Source organism: Citricoccus alkalitolerans (assembly GCF_039528175.1).
In the GTDB taxonomy this organism is placed as follows: domain Bacteria; phylum Actinomycetota; class Actinomycetes; order Actinomycetales; family Micrococcaceae; genus Citricoccus; species Citricoccus alkalitolerans.
Genome location: NZ_BAAALH010000001.1, coordinates 917,012 through 933,295, shown reverse-complemented (window position 1 = coordinate 933,295; position 16,284 = coordinate 917,012). Strand labels below are relative to the sequence as shown.

Here is a 16,284-nt window from a genome sequence, read left to right as displayed (position 1 = left end):
GCCATCCCACTCATTCCCGGCCCAGGTCCCGGTGGTGCACATTGACCGTGACGCGCGGTTGCTGGCTCAGCCGGTGGCCCAGCTCCTCGGCCACGGCCACGGAGCGGTGTTTGCCGCCCGTGCAGCCGATGGCGAAGGTGGCGTAGTGCTTGTTCTCCCGGCGGTAACCGTCCAGGACGGGCACCAGCGCCTCGAGATAGTGGTCCACGAATTCGCTGGCACCCTGTTGCTGCAGCACGAAATCGGAGACCGCGGTGTCCTGGCCCGTGAAGGGACGCAGCTCGGGGACCCAGTGCGGGTTGGGCAGGAACCGGACGTCGGCCATGAAGTTCGCGTCCTGGGGGAGCCCGTATTTGAAGCCGAAGCTCATGACGTTCAGGCGCAGCACGATGGGGCCGGACTCGGTGAACAGCTCTGTGATGGTGGTGGCCAGCGAGTGCACGTTCTTCGTGGTGGTGTCCACCACGATCTCTGCCTCTTCCTTCAGTTCCCGCAGGAGTAGGCGTTCGGCGGCGATCCCGTCCGGGATGCGGCCGGAACCCTGCAGCGGGTGCGGTCGGCGGGCCGACTCGAAACGGCGCACCAGCAGCTCGTCACTGGCGTCCAGGAAGAGCACCCGGTAGTTGACGCCCTGGGCACGCAACTGCCCCAGGGCCTCCTGGATGTCCTTGAAGAGCTCTTTCGACCGCACGTCCACCACGAGCGCCAGCCGCGGGATCGCCTCCGGGGAACGGCCCACCAGGTCCGTCAGGGTGATGAAGAGCTGTGGCGGGATGTTCTCCACCACGTACCAACCATGGTCTTCCAGCGCGTGAGCGGCGGTGGTCCGTCCTGCCCCGGACATGCCGGTGACGATGAGGACTTCAGAGGTGGGTGGTTTCACCGGGGTCAGTCCGTCGCTCATACCTCCAGACTACCCAGATTCACCCCGGCCACGTCGCTCAGTCCAAGATCTCCCCGGTGGTGAGGTTGACGCCCTGCGTCACCCGGTCGACTGCAGTCTCGCCGGCAGTCTCGCTGGTCACCGGGGAATTCGGGTGCAGCGCCGCATGGACGGTGGCCGCCAGGGCCGGGCCGATGCCCCGGGCCTCCTGCAGCTGATCCACGCTGGCGGCACGGATTCGCTTGACCGAGCCGAAGTGCTTCAGCAGGACTTTCTGTTTGGCCGGGCCCAGACCCTCGATGCCGTCCAGTGCAGAGGACACCATGGACTTGCCACGTTTCTCCCGGTGGAAGGTGATGGCGAAGCGGTGGGACTCATCGCGGATCCGCTGCAGCATGTAGAGCCCTTGGGAGGCACGCGGGAGCACGAGCGGGAATTCCTCGCCGGGCAGCCACAGTTCCTCGAGCCGCTTGGCGAGACCGACCACGGGCAGGTCGGTGATGCCGAGGTCCGCCAGGGCCTGGACGGCCGAGGCCACCTGTGGGGGGCCGCCGTCGACCACCACGAGGGAAGGCGGATAGGCGAAACGGCGCGACGACGGGCCGGCCGCGGGCACCCCTGCCGGACCCTCGGCCGCTCCGATGTGACCCGTCTGATCAGCTGGATCATCCAGGACTGCCGGATCCATCGGGTCCGGTTCCAGAGCGATCTCCCCGGTGGCAAATGTGCCGCTGCGTTCCTGATCCTCCAGATAGTGGCGGAATCGGCGGGTGAGGACGTTGCGCATGGCGGCGGTGTCATCCCGGGCGGCGTCCCCTGTCACGCTGAACTTGCGGTAGTCGGCCTTCTTCGGCATCCCGTCCTCGACCACCACCATGGAGCCGACCACGTTGGTCCCGGACACGTGGGAGATGTCATAGCACTCGATCCGCAGCAACGGTTCGGGCAGTTCGAGGGCGTCCTGGAGCTCGCGCAGGGCGGCGGAGCGGGTGGTCAGGTCTCCGGAGCGGCGCGTCTTGTGCACCCGCAGGGCGAGTACGGCGTTCTCCTTGACGGTCTCCATCAGGGACCTCTTGTCACCGCGTTGTGGCACCCGCAAGCTCACCTGGGCACCTCGCATGCCGGACAGGAGAGCGGCCACCTGGTCGGCGTTGTCCGGCAGCTCGGGCACGAGGACCTCGCGTGGGATGCGGCTGGTGTCCTCGAGCGAGCCGTAGACCTGCTCGAGCAGCTGCTCCACCATGGTGGCGCCCGAGACGTCCTCGACCTTCTCGACCACCCAGCCACGCTGACCGCGGATGCGCCCGTCTCGGACGTGGAACACCTGGACGGCAGCCTCGAGCTCGTCGTCGGCGAAGGCGAAGATGTCCGCCTCCGTGGACTCCGAGAGGACCACGGCATTGCGCTCGAACACCCGCTTCAAGGCTGCGATGTCGTCCCGGCGCCGCGCGGCGTCCTCATAGCGCAGATCCGCCACAGCCTCGTTCATCTGGGTCTCGAGCCGGCGGATGTACTTCTGGGCGTCCCCGGCCATGAAATCGCAGAAGTCCTGCGCGAGCTGCCGGTGCCCCGCCTGGCTGATGCGGTCCACGCACGGGGCGGCGCACTTGTCGATGTAGCCCATCAGGCAGGGGCGGCCCGAGAGCTCGGCCCGGCGGAAGACGCCAGAGGAGCAGGTCCGGACCGGGAAGACGCGGAGCATCAGGTCCACGGTCTCGCGGATGGCCTTGGCCGGGTGGAAGGGGCCGAAGTACTTGACGCCCTTGCGCTTGTCCCCACGCATGACCTGGACTCGTGGGTACTTCTCGTTCATCGTCACGGCGAGGTACGGGTAGGACTTGTCATCCCGGTACATGATGTTGAATCGCGGCGTGTACTGCTTGATCCACGTGTACTCGAGCTGCAGGGCCTCCAGCTCAGAACCGACCACGGTCCACTCCACCGAGGCAGCGGTGAACACCATCGCCCGGGTCTTGGGATGCAGCCCGTTGGGATCCTGGAAGTAGGAGGCCAGTCGAGACCGCAGGTTCTTGGCCTTGCCCACGTAGATGACGCGCCCGTCCGGATCGCGGAAGCGGTACACCCCCGGCGAGGTGGGCACCTCACCGGTCCTTGGGCGGTAGCTGGCCGGATCAGCCATGGCGCCTCAGTCCTGGGCAGGCGTCGGGTTCTGTCCGGCGTGAGCGCCGGAGGTGTTGCCCGAGACCGGTTCGTTGTAGGTGGCCGCGCGTTCTTGGCCCGAGAGGGCCGCGATGGCGTCCATGATCTCCGCTGTCGCCTGCCGCCGGGGCGGCAGCGGGTGCTTGGTGCCGAGGTGATCGAATTGCAGCGGCTGACCGATGGTCAGGGAGAAGCGATGCGGCGTGAACCGGTTCGAACCGGGGGGCTGGAGGCGATCGGTGCCCCGCAGCCCGACGGGCACCACCGGCACACCCGTGGCCAGGGCCAGCCAGCCGACACCGGTGCGGCCCTTGTAGAGGCGGCCGTCCCGGCTGCGGGTGCCCTCGGGGTAGATGCCAACGCCCGAGCCGGCCTCCACATGGCCCACGAGCAACTCCAGGGCCGCCACGGAGGCGGCCATCTCACCGCGTTCGACGGGAATTGATCCCACGGAGTCGAAGAAGCCCTTCATCACCTTGCCCTTGACGCCGGGTTGGGTGAAGTACTCGGCCTTGGCGAAGAAGTGCACCATGCGCGGCATGACAGCCTGAAGGATCACGGAGTCGAAGAAGGACAGGTGATTGCTGGCCACGATGAACCCACCGGACTCCGGCACGTTCTCCAGGCCGCTGATGGTCGGCCGGCAGGTGACCTTGACCAGGGCACGGATCCCCGTGCGCACGGCTTCATTGGTCGCCATGACCGTCCTCTCAGTGGAATCGACAGAGCTGAGTGTCCCGGATGCTCCTGCGGACCGGGTCCATCATAGTGCCCGGGTCAGAGCCGGGCCGCGGTCACCAGTGCTCGGCAGTGCTCCGGCAAGTCGCCCGCGCCCTCACACAGGACCGTGGCCCCGGCTTCCTCCAGCTCGTTCCGACTGCCGAAGCCCCAGAGCACTCCGACGCCCGGGATCCCGTGGTGGGCGGCCCCGGCCAGGTCGAAATGCCGGTCCCCCACCATCACGGCGCGCTCCGGATGCCCGACGGCGGCCAGGGCCTCGGCCATCGCCTGCACCTTGGTGCCGTGCGGTGGCAGCGGTGCTGTCTCGTCGTCGTTCGATCCGCAGACAGCCGCGAAGAGGTGGTCAAGGTCCTGGACGCGCAGCAGCTGGCGCGCGAGTGATCTGGGCTTGGAGGTCGCGACCACCAGCCGGTGGTCAGTCCCCAGGCTCTCGAGGGCGTCGCGGACACCGGGGTAGACGGTGCTGGCCGCCATACCGTGGCTCAGGTAACCGGCCCGATAGTCCCGGATCACCGAGGGCATGTTCTCCGCCGTGACGCCCTCGAGGGACGCCAGGCTCTCCTGCAACGGCGGCCCCACGAGTGACGCGAGGTGGTCCGGGCCGGGCACGGGGAGCCCGTGACGCTCCAGGGCGGCGGCGATGCCCCCGGTGATGGCCCCCGCAGGGTCCACCAGCGTTCCGTCCAGGTCGAAGAGAATTGCAGTGCCTGCCGTGGTCATAGGATCTCCGCGAGGAACTGACCGGTGTGGCTGGCCCCGATCCGGGCGACCTGTTCCGGGGTGCCGACGGCGACGATGCTGCCGCCGCCGGAGCCGCCCTCGGGACCGAGATCGATCACGTGGTCGGCCGACTTGATGACGTCCAGGTTGTGCTCGATCGTGATCACCGTGTTGCCCTTCTCCACGAGGGACTGCAACACGCCCAGCAGCTTGCGGATGTCTTCGAAGTGCAGACCGGTGGTGGGTTCGTCCAGCACGTAGATGGTCCGGCCGTTCGAGCGCTTCTGGAGCTCCGCCGCGAGCTTGACGCGCTGCGCCTCGCCACCGGAAAGGGTGGTGGCGGGCTGGCCGAGCTTGACGTAACCGAGCCCGACGTCCACCAGTGTGTTGAGATAGCGCGAGATCTTGGTGTAGGCGGAGAAGAAGTCCGCCGCCTCGTCGATCGGCATCTGGAGGACCTCGGCGATGTTCTTGCCCTTGTAGTGCACCTCGAGGGTCTCCCGGTTGTACCGGGCGCCGTGACACACCTCGCAGGGGACGTAGACGTCCGGCAGGAAGTTCATCTCGATCTTCAGGGTGCCGTCACCGGAGCACGCCTCGCAGCGGCCGCCCTTGATGTTGAAGGAGAAACGTCCGGGCTGGTAGCCGCGGACCTTGGCCTCCTGCGTGTCCGCGAAAAGCTTCCGGATGGTGTCGAACACGCCGGTGTACGTGGCCGGGTTGGAGCGCGGAGTGCGGCCGATCGGGCTCTGGTCCACGTGCACGACCTTGTCCAGCTGGTCCAGCCCGTTGACCCGCTTGTGCCGTCCGGGGACGTGTTTGGCATGGTTGAGTTGATTGGCGAGGACCTTGTAGAGGATCTCGTTCACCAGAGTGGACTTCCCGGACCCGGACACGCCGGTCACGGCGGTCAGCACACCGAGCGGGAAGTCGACGGTGACGTCCTTCAGGTTGTTCTCCCGCGCCCCGACCACGGTGACCTTCCGGTTCTTGTCCAGAGGACGGCGCTGCTCAGGCAGGGCGATCTCACGCCGCCCGGCCAGGTAGTCACCGGTCAGCGAACGTTCGTTCGCCTTCAGGCCCTCGAGGGAGCCTGAGTGAACCACCTCCCCGCCGTGCTCACCGGCCCTGGGGCCGATGTCGACGATCCAGTCGGCCTCGGCGATCGTGTCCTCGTCATGCTCCACCACGATCAGGGTGTTGCCGAGGTCCCGGAGCCGTAGCAGGGTCTCGATGAGCCGCCGGTTGTCCCGCTGGTGCAGACCGATGGACGGCTCGTCCAGGACGTAGAGCACCCCGACGAGCCCGGAACCGATCTGGGTGGCCAGGCGGATACGCTGGGCCTCGCCGCCGGACAGCGTTCCGGCCGGCCGCTCCAGGTTCAGGTAGTTGAGGCCCACGTCCAGCATGAAGTGCAGGCGGGCCAGGATCTCCTTGAGGACCTGGTCGGCGATCTGCACATCCCGTTCGGACAGCTCAAGCTGCTCGAAGAAGTCGATGGCGTCCTGCATCGGAAGGACCGTGGTCTCGGAGATGGACTTCCCGCCGACGGTCACGGACAGTGAGGTCGGGTTCAGGCGGGTGCCGTTGCAGGCCGCACAGGGGATCTGGCGCATGTAGGACTCGTAGCGGTCCCGGGCGTGGTCCGATTCGGTCTCGAGGTGCTTGCGGTGGATGTAGTCGATGACCCCCTCGAAGCCGGTGGTGTACCGACGTTCGCGGCCGAAGCGGTTGCGGTAGGACACCTCGACCTTGAAGTCCTTGCCGTGCAGGACGGCCTTGCGGGCGGCGGCGGGCAGATCCTTCCACGGCACGTCCATGCCGAAGCCGACCTCGCTGGCCAGACCGGAGAGCAACCGTTGCCAGTACTCAGACGTCGACTTGCCGATCGACCAGGGGGCGATCGCACCCTCCAGGAGGGTCTTGTCCTGGTCCGGGACCACCAGGTCCTCGTCGACCTCCAGCTTGGTGCCGATGCCGGTGCAGACCGTGCACGCGCCGAAGGGGTTGTTGAAGGAGAAGGAGCGGGGCTCGATCTCGTCGATGGACAGCTGGTGGCCGTTGGGGCAGGACAGCTTCTCCGAGAACGACCGGTACTTGGGCGTCCCCTCCGCGTCGAAGGCGTCCCATTCTCCCGCGTTGGCCTTGGCCGGGTCCACGGCGGCGTCCACGTCCACGAAGTCGACGACCACGAGGCCATCTGCCAGGTTCAGAGCGGTCTCGACGGAGTCGGTGAGCCGCTGGCGGATGCCGTCCTTCATGGCCAGGCGGTCCACCACCACGGCGATGGTGTGCTTGACCTGCTTCTTCAGCTTCGGTGGGTCGGACAGTTGGACGAGTTCGCCGTCCACGATCGCCCGGGAGAAACCCTGCGTGGCGAGGTCGGTGAAGACGTCCACGAATTCGCCCTTGCGGCCCCGGGCCACGGGGGCGAGCACCTGAAAGCGGGTCTTGGCGGGCAGCTCGCTGAGCTGATCCACGATCTGCTGTGGCGACTGCCGACTGGCCGGCTCGCCGCACTCGGGGCAGTGCGGGATGCCGATACGTGCCCACAGCAGGCGCATGTAGTCATAGACCTCGGTGATGGTCCCGACGGTGGAACGCGGGTTGCGGTTCGTGGACTTCTGGTCGATCGAGACCGCCGGGGACAGTCCCTCGATGAAATCCACGGAGGGCTTGTCCACGCGGCCGAGGAACATGCGCGCATAGGAGGACAGCGATTCCACATAGCGGCGCTGGCCCTCCGCGAAGATCGTGTCAAAGGCGAGGGAGGACTTGCCCGAACCGGACAGTCCGGTGAAGACGACCAGTGCATCGCGCGGGATGTCCAGGTCAACGTTCTTCAGGTTGTGCTCCCGGGCACCCTTGACCACGATCCGGTCCGGATCGTGGCGGTGCGCTCCACCTGCGGGGCCGGAGGCGAGACCGCGGGAGTTGCTGGACGAGGAGGACGCGGACGTGGCGGGAACCGTATCGGAGTCAGGGTTCATGAGGGATTTCGGCACGGAATCCACTGTATGGCAGAGAGGCTTCGAACACCTCTTCGAACCCTCGGCCCTGAGCGAATTCTCCGTCAGGAGACCGGGAAGACGGCCTCGAGTTGCCGCGTGGCCTCACGCGGACCGTACCCCAGGGTACGAGCCACCTGGGCATAGGCGGCCGCCGCGGCAGCGAGTTCGGACTCCGCCGTGTCATTGCCCTGCGCCACCACGGTCCCCAGCCGGGGCCGGGCGGTCACGACGGCGGCCTGCTCCAGTTCCTTGTACGCGCGGGCCACCGTGTTCGCGGCCACGCCCAACGCCGACGCGAGTGCACGCACCGTGGGTAGTTTGCTGCCGACCGGTAGCCTCTTGCGGTGGATGAGGTCGAGCAGTCCGGTCCGCACCTGCTCATAGGGCGGTACGGTTGAGCCGGTATTGATGGCCAGGGCGCTGACCAGCCACGCCGGGACCGGCGTGGCTGGGGACTTCGCCGGCGGTATGCCCCCCGATGGATCCTTCGGCTGCGCCGGATCCTTCGGCTGGCCTGATGCGCCCCGTGCCGCCATGTGTCCCCCGTGTCCTTGACTGGTCCGTGCCCTGTCCCGTGTCTGTGTGTCCAGACACCTTATCGGAGCTCGGTGCGCGGGGTGCGGGGTGGTCCGCGCCCAGACGCGGGGCGGCCCAGAGGGGATGCAGCCGCGGAGATCGGGACTTGACCCCCGGATGGGGCTTGCCCCGGTGGCGGTCAACGTCCTTAGACTATGGCTCATGCCTTCATCCACCTCCCCCATCCGGTTGCTGCACGATCTGCCCCGGGTGACGGTCCGCCAACGGTCGGTCTCCGACATGGCGAACAACGTGTACGTCCTCACCTCGAAGACGTCCGGGACCCAGGTGCTGATCGATGCTGCGGACGACGCCGTCGCCGTCAGCGAGCTGCTGCAGTCGGCGAAGGACGACACCCCCTGTGAGCTCAAGCTGGCCGTGATCATCACGACCCACCAGCACTGGGACCATATTCGGGCCCTGGCCGAGGTGGTGGAGTCCACCGGGGTTCCGACCGCGGCCGGCGTGGACGATGCCGACGCCATCGAGCAGGAGACCGGCGTGTCCGCGAAGGTCCTGCTGAACCACGGCGATACGGCGACATTCGACGGAATCTCGCTGGCCGTCGTCGGGCTCCGAGGGCACACCCCGGGTTCCGTGGCGCTGGTCTACGAGCCGGAGGACGGCCCGCCGCTCTGCTTCTCGGGTGACAGCCTGTTCCCGGGGGGCGTGGGGAACACCCAGCAGGACCCGCACCGCTTCGACTCACTGTTCACGGACGTGGTGGAGCGGCTGTTCGAGCAGTATCCGGATGACATGATCGTCCATCCCGGCCATGGCGGCGCGACCACCCTCGGCACGGAACGCCCCCACCTCGGGGACTGGCGAGCACGCGGCTGGTAGGCCGGAGGCGGCGGCGACCTGTGCGTCACCGCCGCGGAGCTCGGCTCAGATGCTGGGCGAGAGGTCGTTCTTCACACCCACGATGAAGATGCGGCGGAACGGGTAGTCCGTCAGCCGGACCCCCTCGGGCGTGGTGTAGGTGGGGTAGGACTCGCGCATGATCCGCCGGTACTCCTCGATGTACCGCTCCTGGAGGTTGGACCCATCACGCCGGTCGGCGGCCTCCAGCCGCTGCAGCGAGGGGCGGAGGGCGGCGCCGCGGACCCAGTCGTACACCGGATCCGGTCCGCTGAGGGGCTGACTGTAGGTGGTCTCCCAGATATCCGCCTCGAATCCCGCTCCGATCAGGGTCTCCAGGTACTCGTCCGTGGTGTAGACCGACTCCCGTTCCACCACGCCCTCCAGTGCGTCCTCGAACTCGGGGCGGCGGGACATCTCCGCGATGGTCGCATGTGAGGGGGCGGCGAAATTGCCGGGAACCTGCACCGCGAACCAGGCTCCCGGCTTCAGAGCCTCGAGCCAACCGCGCACCAGCTGCCGATGGTCCGGAATCCACTGCAGCATGGCGTTGGACACGATGACATCAACGTCGGCGTCCGGCGCCCAGCGCTCGGCATCCACCTGGTCGAACTCCAGATTGGCGGGCGCTTCCGACTCCGCGGCCATCTGCTGGGCCGAGGCCACCATGTCCGCCGAGGAGTCGAGGCCGATCACGCGGGCGCCCGGCCAGCGCTCCGCCAGGGTCCGCGTCATGGTGCCGGGGCCACAGCCCAAGTCCACCACGACCTTCGGATCCGTGGCCCGGACCCGCGCCGTGAGGTCGCGGAACGGCCTGGCCCGGCGGTCGGCGAAGACGGTGTACTGCTGGGGATCCCAGGTGAAGTCCTGCATGCCCCCACGCTAGCGCGTCCCCGGCGGGACGTAAGCTGGACGTAATGTTGCTCTCCGACTTGATTCCCTCCCCCGCCGGCGGCACCGCGACCGCACCGGAACGCCTCTCCCCCGACGCCGTGTACGAGGGCTTCCTCGAGTGGTCCCGGTCCCGGGACATCGCCCTGTATCCCGCACAGGACGAGGCCGTCATGGAACTCGTGCAGGGCAACAACGTCATCCTGGCCACCCCCACCGGCTCCGGCAAGTCCCTCGTGGCCATCGCCGCCCACTTCCAGGCCCTGGCCACCGGCCAGCGGACCTACTACACGGCCCCGATCAAAGCCCTCGTCTCGGAGAAGTTCTTCGCCCTGGTGGAGATCTTCGGCGCCGAGAACGTCGGTATGGTGACCGGGGATTCCTCCGTGAACGGGGGCGCCCCGATCATCTGCTGCACGGCCGAGATCCTCGCTAACCAGGCCCTGCGGGAGGGATCCGGCCTGGACGTGGGGCCGGTGGTCATGGACGAGTTCCACTTCTACGCGGATCCCCAGCGCGGCTGGGCGTGGCAGGTGCCCCTGTTGGAGCTGCCGCAGGCGCAGTTCCTGCTGATGAGCGCCACGCTCGGGGACACCACCCGTTTCGAGGAGGACCTGACCGCACGGACGGGCCGGACCACCTCCACCGTCGCGCACGCGGAGCGGCCCATCCCCTTGTCCTACGAGTGGTCCGAGGAGCAGGTGCAGGACAAGGTCGCCGAGTTGGTGGAGACCCGTCAGGCACCGGTCTACGTGGTCCACTTCTCGCAGCTGGACGCCGTCGAGCGGGCCCAGTCCCTGTCCTCCGTGTCCGTCGCGACCCGCGAGGAGAAGGACGCCATCGCGGAGCGGATCGCCGGTTTCAGGTTCTCCTCCGGCTTCGGCAAGACCCTCAATCGCCTGGTTCGGGCCGGCATCGGAGTCCATCATGCCGGGATGCTGCCGAAGTACCGACGGCTCGTGGAACGCCTGGCCCAGGAGGGACTCCTGAAGGTCATCTGCGGCACGGACACCCTGGGCGTCGGTATCAACGTTCCGATCCGCACCGTGCTCATCACAGCCCTGAGCAAGTACGACGGCCAGCGCACCCGCATCCTCCACGCCCGCGAGTTCCACCAGATCGCCGGACGGGCCGGCCGCGCCGGATATGACACCTCGGGACTCGTGGTGGTGCAGGCTCCCGAGCATGTCATCGAGAACGCCAAGGCCCAGCAGAAGGCGGCCGCCAAGTTCGCGAACATCAAGGACGAGGCCGAGCGCAGCAAGCGCATGAAGCAGTCCACGAAGTCCTCCCCGAAGAAGACGCCGCCGAAGGGCTTCGTCTCCTGGGGCAAGGCCACCTTCGAGAAGCTCATCTCCGCAGAGCCCGAGGCCATGACCAGCCAGATGCGCATCAGCCACTCGATGCTGCTGAACATCCTCGACCGCCCGGGCGATCCGGTCATCGCGGTCCGGCGGATGTTGCGCAACAGCCACGAGTCCCCGGCCAAACAGGCCGCCCACATGCGCCGCTCCCTGGGCATCTTCCGCGAACTGCTGACCACCGGCGTGGTGGAGAAGCTGCCCGAACCGGACCCCGAGGGCCGCACCGTGGACCTCACCATCGAGCTGCAGCCGAACTTCGCCCTCAACCAGCCGCTCTCCCCCTTCGCACTGGCCGCCTTCGACCTGCTCGATCCCGCCGACCCGGGCTACGCCCTGGACATGGTCTCCATTGTGGAGGCAACCCTCGAGCCGCCCCGGCAGGTGCTCTCGGCCCAGGTCAAGAAGGCCCGCGGTGAGGCCGTGGCCGCCATGAAGGCCGAGGGCATGGACTACACGGACCGCATGAATGCCCTCGATGAGGTCACCTACCCGATGCCACTGGCCGAACTGCTCGAGCAGCAGTTCGAGCTGTACAGCGCCTCCGCCCCCTGGCTCCACGACTTCGAGCTCACCCCGAAGTCCGTGGTCCGGGACATGTACGAACGCGCCATGGGCTTCGGCGACTACGTGAACTTCTACGGGCTGTCCCGCTCCGAGGGGGTGCTGCTGCGCTATCTGACGGATGCCGTCAAAGCGCTCAAACAGACCATCCCGCAGGATGACCGGGACGAGGAACTCGACATCCTGGTGGCCTGGCTGGACGAGATCGTCAAGCAGACGGACTCCTCGCTCATCGAGGAGTGGGAGGACCTGTTGGCCGGGGACATCGAAGAGCTGAAGAAGGACCACGAGCAGTTGGCCCCGCCGGAGCCTCCACGGCTCACCGCCAACAAACCGGTCTTCACCGTGATGGTCCGCAACGCCCTGTTCCGTCGGGTGCGGCTGTTCGGCGATGAGCAGGACCGTGCCCTCGGCGAGCTCGGCAAGGACGCCGGTGACTCGTACTCCGCCGATGACTGGGCGGATGCACTGGACGGCTATTTCGGGGACTACGAAGACATTGACGACGGCCCCGCCGCCCGAGGACCCCAGTACTTCCGCGTGAACACCACCCCGCAGCCGGGACCCGACGGCGGCGCCCCTGCCGGCGTGTCCGGCTCCCGTTGGTGGACGGTCCGGCAGGTCCTCGTCGACCCGGACGGCCACCTGGACTGGGGCATCAACGCCGTCGTCGACCTGGACGCCTCGGATGAGGCCGCCCACCCCGTGGTGCGCGTGGTGTCCGTGGGAGCTCCGGAGCCCGGCTGGACTGTGTGAGCTGCACCCGTTGACTGAGCCTGTGAACTGAACAGCGTGACCAAACCTCTGTGAGAAGGAGACCCGACGCGTGAGCGCCACCATGTCCACCACCGTTCCCGGCACTGTCCGTCCGGCCGTCCCTGCAGACGTCCCGCATCTTCTCCGGCTTATCAAGGATCTGGCGATCTATGAGAAGGAGCCTGACGCCGTGAAGACCACGGAGGCCGCCCTGGCGGCGAGCCTCTTCGGCGACCGGCCCGCCGTCTTCTGCCACGTCGTCGAGGACACGCTTCCGGCTGCCCCTTCGGAGGCGGGCCCGGAAACGGCACCCGAGCCATTGTCGGCTCAGGCGCCTGGCCCCACCGTGGTGGGCATGGCGCTGTGGTTCCTGAGCTACTCCACGTGGGAGGGCACCCACGGGATCTGGCTTGAGGACCTCTACGTGGACCCGGCCCTTCGGGGACGGGGGCACGGCAGAAGTCTGCTGTTGCACCTGGCCGGGATCGCCGCCGAGCGCGGCTATGCGCGGATGGAATGGGCCGTCTTGGACTGGAACGAGCCGTCGATCGGTTTCTACCGATCACTCGGCGCCACCTCTCAGGACGAGTGGACGACGTTCCGGCTCGCGGGCGCCGCGCTCGAGGACGCCGCAGCTGCCACCGCGGACGGCCACCGATGAAGGCCTGCCTTGCGGGTGATCCCCGGAGCTTCGCGCGGCCGGCCGAGGTGTTCGCCTCCGGTGTGTGCGACCACGGCGTCGGGCCGTCGGCCCGATTGCTGGACGGGACCCGCATCACCGATCACTGGTTCGAGCTGCCGCTGGATCATGCCCGGCCGGAGGGGACTCGAATCCGCGTGTACGCCCGCGAGTACCTCGCCGGCGCCCACCTGGACAGCACCGGGCCAGAGGATAGGGCAGCGGGCGGCGAGCACGGCTTGCCGTGGCTGTTGTACCTGCAGGGCGGGCCCGGGGGCAAGGGTGTGCGCCAAGCCCAGCTGGGCGGGTGGATGAAGGAGGCTTCCCAGTGGTTCCGGATCCTGATGCTGGACCAGCGCGGCACCGGACTGTCCACCCCCGCCAACCGCAACACTCTGCCCCTGGTCGGCACGCCCGAGGAGCAGGCGGACTACCTGGTGCACTTCCGGGCACCCTCCATCGTGCAGGACGCCGAGCTGATCCGGCTGATGCTCGACGCGGAGCCGTGGACGGTATTCGGACAGAGCTTCGGTGGGTTCTGCGCGCTGAGCTACCTGTCCTGGCACCCCGAGGGGATGTCCCGTGCCCTCATCACCGGTGGTCTCGCTCCGCTGGACGGCCCCGCCGACCGCGTCTACCGCGCCACCTTCCAGCGCATGCGTGCGCGCAACGAGGAGTACTTCGAGCGCTTTCCTGGGGACCGTCAGATCCTGGGCCGCGTCTATGACGCCGTTCGTGCCGGCGCAACGGGTACCGCGCCTTCGCTGGTGCTCCCGGACGGGTCACCCGTCACGGTGGGGCGCGTCCAGATGCTGGGGATGTTCCTCGGCGGCAACACCCGGATGGACCAGCTCCACTACCTGCTCCAGGAGGCGTTCGAACAGGGGCCTGCCGCCTCTGGAATCTCTACCGGAACCCTCTCCGACACCTTCCTGCACGGCCTGTACCAGCAGGTCTCCCGAGCCACGAATCCGCTCTACCTGGTGATGCACGAGTCCATCTACGCCCAGCCGGTCGAGGACTCGCGGGCGCAGCTGGAACCGCCACCGGCGACTCCGCCGTTGACCCAGCCGGAGGTGGACGCCACGGAGGGGTGGGCCGCCCAACGCGTCCTGCGGTCATCCCCCGATCTCGCGAAGTTCGATCCGGACCGGACCACCCACCCGCTGCTCACCGGCGAGATGGTCTTCGACTGGTATGCAGACCTGGACCCCGCCCTCAGCCCGCTGCAGGCCGTGACCGAGGAGTTGGCGTGCCGCTCCGACTGGGGCCCTCTGTATGATCCGGAGACCTTGGCCGGCAATGCCGTCCCGGTGGCCGCCGCCGTCTATACCCACGATGTCTACGTGGACCGGGACCTGTCCCTGGAGACCGCGTCGCGGGTGCGTGGGTTGCGGGTGTGGGAGACCGACCAGTTCCACCATGACGGCATCGGGGATGACGGTCCCGCGATCCTGCGCCGGTTGTTGTCCATGACCGACGGCCCGCCCTGACCGAAGCCCCGGCCCACCATCGAAGCCCGAGAACACCATAAGGCCCGCACCGGATCCGGTGCGGGCCTTATCTGGTTCGGGAACCCGCCGATCGCTCATCACTCCGACGCTCGGCAGGGTCACCCGGAGGAACTCAGACCGTGGGGCCTTCGTTCTTGACGATGGAGTTGGAGATCGTCGGAACGTCCCGGCCTTCGGCCTGGGCTGTGGCCACCCGGGTCTCGTGGGCAGTCCGGATGATCTCCGAGTAGCTGTCCTTGTGTTCGATGAGGTCATCGCGGAAGTGCGGGGACACGTCCTCCGCCGCTCGGGTCCACCTGTCCATCAGCTCCTCGGCCTTGCGGCGATCCTCGGCGGAGGCATTCTCGTCCAGCTTGGAGTATCGGTGGGAGAACTTCTCGGCGTTCTGCAGGGCCACCAGGGCCTTGCCCTTGGGGCTGAACAGGGACGCCAGGACGGTGACGATGAGGACACCCACGATCACCAGCAGGGACACATCCGTCTCGATCGTGGCGACCGGGACGTTCTCGCCGCCGTTGATGAACGGCAGGTTGTTGTCATGCAGGGCGTGCAGGATGAGTTTGACGCCGATGAACCCGAGGATCGCCGAGAGGCCGTAGGACAGGTACACGAGGCGATCCAGCAGGCCGTCAATGAGGAAGAACAGCTGACGCAGGCCCATCAGGGAGAACGCCGTGGCTGTGAAGACGATGTACGGATCCTGGGTGAGGCCGTAGATCGCCGGGATGGAGTCGAAGGCGAACAGCACGTCGGTCAGGCCGATGGACACCATCACGAGCAGCATGGGCGTCATGAGCCGCTTGCCGTTCTCGCGGGTGAACAGCTTGTCGCCGTCGTAGCGGTCCGAGGCCGGCAGGATGCGCTTGGCGAACCGGACCAGGAAGTTGTCCGCTTCGTCCTTCTCCTTCTCGTCGGCCGTTAGCTCGCCCTTCAGCTGGCCGCCCGCGATGAGCAGCAGCGCCAGGCCGAACAGGTAGAAGACATCAGACCAGGCCGAGATGATGGCGGCCCCGGCCAGGATGAACGCGGTCCGCGAGATCAGGGCGAAGGTGATGCCGAAGAGCAGCACCTTCTGCTGGTACTCGCGGGGCACCTGGAAGGAGGCCATGATGACCAGGAAGACGAAGAGGTTGTCCACGCTCAACGCCTTCTCGGTGATGTAACCCGAGTAGTACTCGATGGCGTGCTGGGTGTCCCCGAAGAGGAAGAACACCAGGCCGAACACCAGCGCGATGCCCACATAGATCGCGGACCAGATCGCCGCTTCCCTGATGGTCGGCGTGTGAGCCTTCCGCACGTGGAAGATGTAGTCGAAGAGGAGGAGCGCGATGATCACCGCGATGGTGATGATCCACGTCAGCGCATTGATTTCCATGCAGTCACTTTCCGTAGGTCTGGGTGTGTGCCGCAAGTCTCTCCGCCTGCCGGACTCGACAGGCCACTGCGTCCGGCAGTCCGTCCGGCATCGGTGATGACCGGACCGGACTGCGTGTTGACGTTCGCAGTGTTAGGGATACTCCCCTACGCCGTGGAACAGTGTACCCCGCCTCCGTCCGAAGTCAGGAGT

The 16,284-nt window shown here is 67.4% G+C and carries 12 protein-coding genes; 4 read left to right on the top strand and 8 right to left on the bottom strand.

Annotated features, from left to right (window positions below):
- Nucleotides 1–10: 10 nt before the first annotated feature.
- The 6 genes from rapZ to ABD134_RS04130 all read right to left on the bottom strand — a co-directional run bounded on the left by rapZ (nucleotide 11) and on the right by ABD134_RS04130 (nucleotide 8,051).
- Nucleotides 11–904, bottom strand: coding sequence for an RNase adapter RapZ (rapZ, locus tag ABD134_RS04155; RefSeq protein ID WP_344226959.1), 894 nt, complete (start codon nucleotides 902–904; stop codon nucleotides 11–13).
- Between the two features lie 37 nt (nucleotides 905–941).
- A complete protein-coding gene (gene uvrC, locus ABD134_RS04150) occupies nucleotides 942–3,023 on the bottom strand; it encodes an excinuclease ABC subunit UvrC (RefSeq protein WP_344226958.1) in 2,082 nt (693 codons plus the stop codon).
- A 6-nt stretch (nucleotides 3,024–3,029) separates the two neighbouring features.
- On the bottom strand, nucleotides 3,030–3,743 hold the full coding sequence (locus ABD134_RS04145) for a lysophospholipid acyltransferase family protein (RefSeq protein WP_344226956.1): 714 nt from the start codon (nucleotides 3,741–3,743) through the stop codon (nucleotides 3,030–3,032).
- 77 nt (nucleotides 3,744–3,820) lie between these two features.
- Nucleotides 3,821–4,504, bottom strand: coding sequence for an HAD hydrolase-like protein (locus tag ABD134_RS04140; RefSeq protein WP_344226954.1), 684 nt, complete (start codon nucleotides 4,502–4,504; stop codon nucleotides 3,821–3,823).
- A complete protein-coding gene (gene uvrA, locus ABD134_RS04135; protein ID WP_344227675.1) occupies nucleotides 4,501–7,494 on the bottom strand; it encodes an excinuclease ABC subunit UvrA in 2,994 nt (997 codons plus the stop codon). The genes ABD134_RS04140 and uvrA overlap by 4 nt, the downstream gene beginning before the upstream one ends.
- An 83-nt stretch (nucleotides 7,495–7,577) precedes the next feature.
- Complete coding sequence (locus tag ABD134_RS04130; RefSeq protein ID WP_344226952.1) at nucleotides 7,578–8,051, bottom strand: GntR family transcriptional regulator; 474 nt, start codon at nucleotides 8,049–8,051, stop codon at nucleotides 7,578–7,580.
- A gap of 202 nt (nucleotides 8,052–8,253) precedes the next feature.
- On the opposite strand from ABD134_RS04130, the gene ABD134_RS04125 reads away from it, so the two are divergent.
- Nucleotides 8,254–8,934 (top strand): MBL fold metallo-hydrolase, encoded by a 681-nt coding sequence (locus ABD134_RS04125; RefSeq protein WP_344226950.1) that lies wholly within the window; start codon nucleotides 8,254–8,256, stop codon nucleotides 8,932–8,934.
- Nucleotides 8,935–8,979: 45 nt separating this feature from the next.
- On the opposite strand, the gene ABD134_RS04120 is transcribed toward ABD134_RS04125, so the two are convergent.
- Nucleotides 8,980–9,825 carry a methyltransferase domain-containing protein gene (locus ABD134_RS04120; protein ID WP_344226948.1) on the bottom strand — a complete coding sequence of 282 codons (846 nt, stop codon included), beginning with the start codon at nucleotides 9,823–9,825 and terminating at the stop codon, nucleotides 8,980–8,982.
- A 44-nt stretch (nucleotides 9,826–9,869) separates the two neighbouring features.
- Between ABD134_RS04120 and ABD134_RS04115 the strand changes: the two genes are divergently transcribed.
- The 3 genes from ABD134_RS04115 (at nucleotide 9,870) to ABD134_RS04105 (ending at nucleotide 14,696) form a co-directional block, all read left to right on the top strand.
- A complete protein-coding gene (locus tag ABD134_RS04115) occupies nucleotides 9,870–12,524 on the top strand; it encodes a DEAD/DEAH box helicase (RefSeq protein WP_344226946.1) in 2,655 nt (884 codons plus the stop codon).
- An 82-nt stretch (nucleotides 12,525–12,606) separates the two neighbouring features.
- Nucleotides 12,607–13,185 carry a GNAT family N-acetyltransferase gene (locus tag ABD134_RS04110; protein ID WP_344227673.1) on the top strand — a complete coding sequence of 193 codons (579 nt, stop codon included), beginning with the start codon at nucleotides 12,607–12,609 and terminating at the stop codon, nucleotides 13,183–13,185.
- Nucleotides 13,182–14,696 carry an alpha/beta fold hydrolase gene (locus ABD134_RS04105; protein WP_344226945.1) on the top strand — a complete coding sequence of 505 codons (1,515 nt, stop codon included), beginning with the start codon at nucleotides 13,182–13,184 and terminating at the stop codon, nucleotides 14,694–14,696. The genes ABD134_RS04110 and ABD134_RS04105 overlap by 4 nt, the downstream gene beginning before the upstream one ends.
- 133 nt (nucleotides 14,697–14,829) lie before the next feature.
- Here the strand turns inward: ABD134_RS04105 and ABD134_RS04100 are convergent, their stop codons facing one another.
- On the bottom strand, nucleotides 14,830–16,092 hold the full coding sequence (locus tag ABD134_RS04100; protein ID WP_344226943.1) for a TerC family protein: 1,263 nt from the start codon (nucleotides 16,090–16,092) through the stop codon (nucleotides 14,830–14,832).
- Nucleotides 16,093–16,284: the final 192 nt, after the last annotated feature.